This window comes from Roseovarius sp. MBR-154 (assembly GCF_053628595.1).
Map to the genome: position 1 here is coordinate 1 of NZ_JBRJGR010000062.1, position 2,201 is coordinate 2,201.

The 2,201-nt window shown below is 65.1% G+C and carries 2 protein-coding genes; both read right to left on the reverse strand.

Going from position 1 to position 2,201, the window contains the following annotated elements; all coding sequences use genetic code 11:
• A partial coding sequence (gene sucD, locus ACSSV4_RS23125; protein ID WP_454277325.1) for a succinate--CoA ligase subunit alpha occupies positions 1-879 on the reverse strand: 879 nt, incomplete at its 3' end.
• Positions 880-1,008: 129 nt separating this feature from the next.
• Positions 1,009-2,201: ADP-forming succinate--CoA ligase subunit beta (gene sucC, locus ACSSV4_RS23130; protein ID WP_454277326.1), on the reverse strand; the 1,193-nt coding region annotated here is incomplete at its 5' end.

A 2,201-nucleotide genomic window follows, 5' to 3' on the forward strand; every position in this document is an offset into this window, starting at 1 on the left:
GCCGATTGCCTTGAGCACGGCCTCGCCGAGGCCTGCGGGGCTGTCGGCGACGGTGATGCCGGCGGATTTCATCGCCTCGATCTTGTCGTCGGCGCCGCCCTTGCCGCCCGCGACGATGGCGCCCGCGTGGCCCATGCGGCGGCCCGGGGGGGCGGTGCGGCCGGCGATGAAGCCTGCGGTGGGTTTCCAGCGGCCGCGCTTTTTCTCGTCGGCCAGGAACTGTGCGGCGTCTTCTTCCGCCGAGCCGCCGATCTCGCCGATCATGATGATCGACTGCGTCTCGTCATCGGCGAGGAACCATTCCAGCACGTCGATATGCTCGGTGCCCTTGATGGGATCGCCGCCGATGCCGACGCAGGTCGACTGGCCAAGGCCCACGTCCGAGGTCTGTTTCACCGCCTCGTAGGTCAGCGTGCCCGAGCGCGAGACCACGCCGACCGAGCCGCGCTTGTGGATATGGCCGGGCATGATGCCGATCTTGCAGGCGTCGGGCGTGATGATGCCGGGGCAGTTCGGGCCGATGAGCTTGGAGCTGGAGCCCTCGAGCGCGCGCTTGACGCGCATCATGTCGAGCACCGGGATGCCTTCGGTGATGCAGACAATGAGCTCCATTTCGGCGTCGATCGCCTCGAGGATACTGTCGGCGGCGAAGGGTGGGGGCACGTAGATGACGCTCGCATTGGCCTCTGTCGCGTGCTTGGCCTCATGCACCGAGTTGAAGACCGGCAGGTCGAGATGCGTGCTGCCACCCTTGCCGGGGGTGACGCCACCGACCATCTTCGTGCCATAGGCGATGGCCTGTTCAGAGTGGAACGTGCCCTGGCTGCCGGTGAGGCCCTGACAGATCACTTTGGTATTTTCGTCTACGAGGACTGCCATTGTGGCGTTCTCCTGAATTTCTGCGGCGAGGCCGCGTTAAGATATGGCCGGATGGTCCGGGGCTCCGCCCGTTCGCGCCTCAAACGCTCCGCCGGAGCGTTTGCCGGGGCCGGGGCCCCGGAGCGGCGCTCACCCTTTCACAGCCTTCACGATCTTCTCGGCGCCGTCCTTGAGGTCGTCGGCGGCGATCACGTCGAGGCCGGAGGTGTTGATGATCTCCTTGCCCTTTTCGACATTGGTGCCTTCGAGACGGACCACCAGCGGCACCTTGAGGCCAACCTCCTTGACCGCCGCCACCACCCCCTCGGCGATCACATCGCAGCGCATGATGCCGCCGAAGATGTTGACGAGGATGCCTTTGACCTGCGGATCGGACGTGATGATCTTGAACGCCTCGGTGACCTTTTCCTTGGTCGCCCCGCCGCCCACGTCGAGGAAGTTGGCAGGCTCGGCGCCGTAGAGCTTGATGATGTCCATCGTCGCCATCGCGAGACCCGCACCATTGACCATGCAGCCGATCTCGCCATCCAGCGCGATATAGTTGAGGTCGTATTTCGAGGCCTCAAGCTCCTTGGGGTCTTCCTCGGTCGTGTCGCGCAGCTCGGCAATGTCCGAGTGGCGGTAGATGGCGTTCGAGTCAAAGCTCATCTTGGCGTCGAGACATTTCAGATCGCCCTTGTCGGTGACAATGAGCGGGTTGATCTCGAGCATCTCCATGTCCTTTTCCAGGAACATCTTGTAGAGCGTGCCCATGAGTGCCACGCATTGCTTGATCTGCCCGCCCGAAAGGCCGAGGTTGAAGGCGATGCGGCGGCCGTGGAACGGCTGATAGCCGGTGGCTGGATCGACCGAGAAGCTGAGGATCTTGTCGGGTGTCTTTTCGGCCACCTCCTCGATATCCATGCCGCCCTCGGTGGAGGCGACGAAGCTGACGCGAGAGGTCACCCGGTCCACCAGCAGCGCGAGATACATCTCGGTCTCGATGCCGGCGCCGTCCTCGATATAGATGCGGTTGACCTGCTTGCCCGCCGGGCCGGTCTGCTTGGTCACCAGCGTGCGGCCCAGCATGCGCCGGGCCTCGTCGGCGGCCTCTTCCACGGATTTGGTGAGCCGCACGCCGCCGCCGTCACCGGCCCCGGTCTCCTTGAAGGTGCCCTTGCCGCGCCCGCCCGCGTGGATCTGCGCCTTGACCACCCAGAGCGGACCGTCCAGCGCGCCCGCCGCCGTCTTCGCCTCCTCGGCGCGCAACACCGCCCGCCCCTCCGACACCGGCGCGCCGTAACTGCGAAGCAACGCCTTCGCCTGATACTCATGGATATTCA